We start from the raw sequence: 4,634 nt of genomic DNA, 5'->3' as shown, positions 1-4,634 counted from the left end.
CCGAGCACATTGGTGGTCTTGGCCAGTCGCTCGACAACGAGGATCGCGACGCCGCCCACGATCAGCGCCCAGGCGACCACGACCGCGCTCTCGAGCAGCGTCTCGATCTGGTCGTCGAACAAGAGGCCGAGCACGACCGCGGGGACGAAGGCGAGCAGGAGGTTGCGGACGAACGCGACGGCGTTCGGGTCCCAACGGGTAAGGCCGGTGGCGACCGCCCAGAAGGTGCGCCAGTAGAGGACCACGATCGCCAGGATCGCGCCGGGCTGGATCGCGATGTTGAACACCGCCCAGCGCTTCGCGTCATAGCCCAGCATCTCGGTCGCGAGCACGAGATGGCCGGTGGAGGAGACGGGGAGGAACTCGGTGATCCCCTCGACGATGCCGAGGATGATCGCGGTCAGGATATCGCTCAAGGCCGGGCGGCCTGCTCGACCCGGCGGCCGAACCGGCCCTGCTTGCGGAAGCGCACCAGATAGTTGGGCGCAACCGCAGCCAGCGGCGTCGCCTGGATGCCGAGCCTGTCCAGTCCCTCCGCTTCGGGCGCGACGACGTTGTCGCGCTGAAGCATCAGCCACTGGTCGCGGGTGATCGGGGCGCCCGGAAGGAAGCCCGCGCGCGACAGCAGGTCGCCGGCGAGGTCGGGCAGTTCAAGGATCGTAGGCGTGCGACCGATCTCGCGCGCGATGAAGCGGATCAACTCGCCCATCGTCACCACGTCGGGACCGCCGAACTCGAACAAGCGCCCGCCGTACGCGAGCGGATCAACCGCGATCCGCGCGATGCCCTCGCCGACGTCACCCGCGAACACCGGCTGGAACCGGACGGGCGCGCGCAGCACCGGTACGACCGGCGCCTTGGCGATCAGTCCGGCGAAGCGGTTGATGAACTGGTCCTCGCGTCCGAAGACGATCGAGGGGCGGACGATCGTTGCGCGCGGGAAGGCGGCGCGCACCGCAGCCTCGCCCTCGCCCTTGGAGCGGCCATAGGCGGACGGGCTCGCCGGATCGGCCCCGATCGCCGAGACATGAACGAGGCCCTCGACGCCCGCCTCGGCCGCCGCCTCGGCGACGGCGCGCGCCCCTGCGTGGTGGAACAGCTGGAAGTTGCCCGAGAGCACGCCCACGAGGTTGATCACGGTGCCGGCGCCCGCGACCGCGGCGGCGACAGTGCCCGGGCGGGTGATGTCGGCGGCGACGACCTGGGTCCGGCCGAGCCCGCCTTGCGTCTTCAGATACCAGGCCTGCCGCGGATCGCGCTGCGCGACGCGCACCCGCGCGCCCGCCTGCAGCAGCGCCTGCACGACATAGCGCCCGACGAACCCACCGCCGCCGAACACCGTGACCAGTCTGTCCTTCATCTGACGCGCCTTTGCGTAAACCCGAGCGTCGCTTGCCCGCTTGCTGAGCGGTTGACAAGGTTCGGCCGCGTCCCCTAGAGGCCGCCGCCTACCCGAGCTTCAAGCTCCTGGGCCCAGATGGCGGAATTGGTAGACGCACCAGCTTCAGGTGCTGGCGATCGCAAGGTCGTGGAGGTTCGAGTCCTCTTCTGGGCACCATTTGTTCTTTTTAGAACATCCCAAAAGCATCGACAAAACGGCGGAAAACTGCCATTCTGTCCTTGTTCTTGTCCGAAGTTGTTCCACGAGATTTCAGTCGATCCCACTCAAAGTGGGGCCACCGTTGGGGCCATAATGGCCCACCCCGAAAACGGTGGCCCCACGCCCTCTCGACCGAGATCCCGGATGCCTTCGAAGCAGGATCGATGGAGTCGGGATGGAGCGGTCATGCCTTTGAAGGATGTAGAGGTCCGTGCCCTCAAGGGCCGGGATCGGGTTTACAAGCGAGCCGATGACCGCGGTTTGTATATCGAGGTTCACCCAAGCGGTTCGAAATTATGGCGCTTGAAGTACAGGCACCTCGGTAAGGACAAGCGGATTGCCCTTGGTCGCTATCCGGAGGTTGGCCTCGCCGACGCCCGTCGAAAGAGCGATGAAGCGAGACGCAAGTTGCGCGAGGGCGCTGACCCGGTTGCGGACCGTAAGCGGGAGAAACTGCTGGCGCTATACAACGCGGCTAACACCTTCGGCGATGTCGCCAAGGAGTATATCGACAAGATGGTCGCGGAAGGGCGCGCAGAAACGACGACCACCAAGGCGAACTGGCTCCTGGAGCAGCTCGCGCCCATCGCGCGGCAGCCCGTCGCGGACTTGAAACCGGTAGACGTTCTGGCGGCGCTCAAGCGTATCGAGGCTAAAGGCAAGCACGAGACCGCGCGGCGTTCTCGGTCATTTGCGAGCCGAGTGTTTCGCTATGCCGTGGCGACCGGGCGTGGGGAGACTGATCCGACCTCAGTGCTTCGAGGAGCCCTGGTCACGCCCAAGGTGAAGCATCACAGCGCGATTCTCGATGGAGGAGCGGTCGGCGAGCTTCTACGCTCGATCGATGCGTATTCGGGTCATCTGATAACGCGCCTCGCCATGCAAATTGCCCCTCATGTCATGGCCCGGCCCGGGGAACTGAGACAGGCGCTGTGGTCCGAGTTCGATCTCGAGGCTGCTGTTTGGAAGATACCCGCCGAGCGAATGAAGATGCGGCGGCCGCATTCCGTTCCTCTGTCCAGTCAGGTGCAGGCCTACCTCGCCGAACTGCGTCCGCTGACGGGACCCGAGGGCTATGTCTTTCCGGCATTCCATACGTCGCGTCGGCCACTCAGCGAGAACACGATCAATCAGGCATTCCGCCGGATGGGCTACGCGGTGGGCGAAGTCACTGCGCATGGTCTGCGTACGACAGCCTCAACTCTGCTGAACGAAAGCGGCAAATGGAACCCCGACGCAATCGAGCGTTCGCTAGCGCACGCCGACGGCGATCTCATCCGCAGCATCTACAATCGCGGCACGTATTGGGATGAGCGAGTTTCGATGCATCAATGGTGGAGCAATTTTCTTGATTCGCTCCGCACCGGATCTTCCTAAGCGCAAGCATCAGACAGCCGTGAAGCCCCAGCCGACGCGCACATCGGACTGGAAGGCTCCAGCTAGTTTGACTGCTGGGCTACTTTCTTGCCTGCGGCTGTCTACGTCAGCTTGCCCGCAATCCAACTGTCGATCTCGGCCTCGGACCACGCGATCGCCCGGAGGCCGAGCTTCCGCGCCTTTGGAAACGTGCCGAGGTCCATCAGGCGGTAAATGGTAGAGCGACCAAGTCCGACCCGCTGTTTCACTTCGGGCAGCCTGATGAGGCGTTCTGTCGTCCGGGAGAGGTGAGCTTGCACCTGAGATATCCTTCTTGAAGTGAACCGCGGCCTCTCCCCAGTGGCCGCCGGCTCGTGTGGTTATGCTGCGCGTCCCGGCGAGAAGTCGCCGAGCCGTTGTTCTCGCTCGATCAGATCGTTGATGTGGTGCGCGATGCGCTGCGCCACGAAGCGCGCGGCCTGGGTTCCCCAACGGGGGTCGACCCGATCGCTGGTGTCGCCGATCTCCGCCGCGAGCGCATCGGGAAGGGCGGCCACCATTGTTTCGAGGAAGCCACCAAGTCCGGAGCGTGCCCAGTCGGTCGCGAGATCCTGGCGATCGAACAACGCGAGCGTCAGCGTGCCGCGGGCGGGCAGACCCGCCTCGTGCAGGATCGTGGCGGCTTCCTCCAAGCTCATGTGACGCGCGCCCTTAAGCGTACGGCTGAGCTGATCCTTGGAGAGACCAACGCGTGAAACGAGATCCCGCTGGCTCACACCGCTCTCGTCGACGAGGTCGGCAACAACGGTGTGCAGCGGCGCCGAGGTGAACGGCGGAGGGTCGGCGGTCGCGGGCACGAAAAGTCTCCAAATGTCGAGTCGCACTTCAAACTAACGCGACGCCGGTCTGTAGGAAAACAAAACAAGAACATCCTAGTCGAGCGGGGATGGGGCTGGGTCAGGAAAGCGCGCTGGCAGAGCAGCGAATCGACACTCAAGTTCGCGAATCAAGTGAGAAGCCGAAGTTGCGACGGGCGTCGCGAGGCTGCGATCTGAAGCTGTCGTATCCGCGACAAGCGTCGCGGCAGAGTAGGAAAATTCCAAGGCAGTTGCGATCTCTGTCGCAAAATCCGCGATGCGCGCCGCAATCTGTTCTCCTCATGTTCCTTTTTGTTGAGCAGTGAAGGCGTGGCGCGCTTGGTGAGTGGGCAGCCGGTGTTCGGCCGCACCGACACTCCCAGGAGACGCTTCCAATGCACAGCCTCACGCTCCCGCTGGCCCGCGCCAAGCTCGGTCGCGCCAGTGATTATGTCCTGCCCGCAGTCGGGCTCATGCTCTGCGCGACGGCAGCCTATGCTGGCGCCGACGCCACCTTCAGCCCTGCGCTGACCAAGTTCACCGATTTCCTCGAAGGCTCGGGCGGCAAGATCATCGCCGTGCTCAGCCTTGCTGGCGGAATCATCGGCATGGCCTCGGGCCGATTCAGCCTCGGCCAGGTGGCGCTCCCCGTCGGCGTCGGCATCGGTGTTGGCACCGGTGTTCCGATCGTCACCTCCACCGTTACCGCGCTGATCTGAGCGCGGGAACAGAGGGCGGGGCGGCAGCCATGTCTGACAAGTATATTGTTCCCAGGCGTCTCGATGATCCCGAGCTCATCGGCCTTTGGACCCTTGATGAAT

General features: G+C 64.4%; 6 protein-coding genes and 1 tRNA gene. 3 read left to right on the top strand and 4 right to left on the bottom strand.

The window, feature by feature from the left end:
- Together VF631_RS02275 and VF631_RS02270 are read right to left on the bottom strand one after the other, a co-directional pair.
- Positions 1 to 416, bottom strand: a 416-nt coding sequence (locus tag VF631_RS02275; protein ID WP_431848646.1) for an undecaprenyl-diphosphate phosphatase, incomplete at its 3' end; no start/stop codon positions are given.
- Positions 413 to 1,360, bottom strand: a complete 948-nt coding sequence (locus tag VF631_RS02270; RefSeq protein WP_431848645.1) for an NAD(P)H-binding protein — start codon at positions 1,358 to 1,360, stop codon at positions 413 to 415. The genes VF631_RS02270 and VF631_RS02275, both read right to left, overlap by 4 nt.
- Positions 1,361 to 1,471: 111 nt before the next feature.
- Between VF631_RS02270 and VF631_RS02265 the strand changes: the two genes are divergently transcribed.
- Both VF631_RS02265 and VF631_RS02260 read left to right on the top strand, forming a co-directional pair.
- Positions 1,472 to 1,558 (top strand) — tRNA-Leu (locus VF631_RS02265).
- Between the two features lie 228 nt (positions 1,559 to 1,786).
- Positions 1,787 to 2,977 carry a tyrosine-type recombinase/integrase gene (locus VF631_RS02260; RefSeq protein ID WP_431848644.1) on the top strand — a complete coding sequence of 397 codons (1,191 nt, stop codon included), beginning with the start codon at positions 1,787 to 1,789 and terminating at the stop codon, positions 2,975 to 2,977.
- A gap of 101 nt (positions 2,978 to 3,078) precedes the next feature.
- Here VF631_RS02260 and VF631_RS02255 read toward each other — a convergent pair whose 3' ends face one another.
- Positions 3,079 to 3,276, bottom strand: a complete 198-nt coding sequence (locus tag VF631_RS02255) for a helix-turn-helix transcriptional regulator (protein ID WP_431848643.1) — start codon at positions 3,274 to 3,276, stop codon at positions 3,079 to 3,081.
- Positions 3,277 to 3,336: 60 nt separating this feature from the next.
- On the bottom strand, positions 3,337 to 3,840 hold the full coding sequence (locus VF631_RS02250) for a helix-turn-helix domain-containing protein (protein ID WP_431848642.1): 504 nt from the start codon (positions 3,838 to 3,840) through the stop codon (positions 3,337 to 3,339).
- 368 nt (positions 3,841 to 4,208) lie between these two features.
- Between VF631_RS02250 and VF631_RS02245 the strand changes: the two genes are divergently transcribed.
- Positions 4,209 to 4,532, top strand: a complete 324-nt coding sequence (locus tag VF631_RS02245; protein ID WP_431848641.1) for a TrbC/VirB2 family protein — start codon at positions 4,209 to 4,211, stop codon at positions 4,530 to 4,532.
- The last annotated feature ends 102 nt before the right edge of the window (positions 4,533 to 4,634 follow it).

This window comes from Allosphingosinicella sp., assembly GCF_036387615.1.
In the GTDB taxonomy this organism is placed as follows: Bacteria; Pseudomonadota; Alphaproteobacteria; order Sphingomonadales; family Sphingomonadaceae; genus Allosphingosinicella.
The sequence above is the reverse complement of the archived record's forward strand: the minus strand, read 5'-3'. Positions and strand labels throughout refer to the sequence as shown.

Coding starts and splice junctions, on each gene's coding strand:
- VF631_RS02270 (WP_431848645.1), bottom strand. CDS start 1,360: ATGAAGGACAGACTGGTCACGGTGTTCGGCGGCGGTGGGTTCGTCGGG.
- VF631_RS02260 (WP_431848644.1), top strand. CDS start 1,787: ATGCCTTTGAAGGATGTAGAGGTCCGTGCCCTCAAGGGCCGGGATCGG.
- VF631_RS02245 (WP_431848641.1), top strand. CDS start 4,209: ATGCACAGCCTCACGCTCCCGCTGGCCCGCGCCAAGCTCGGTCGCGCC.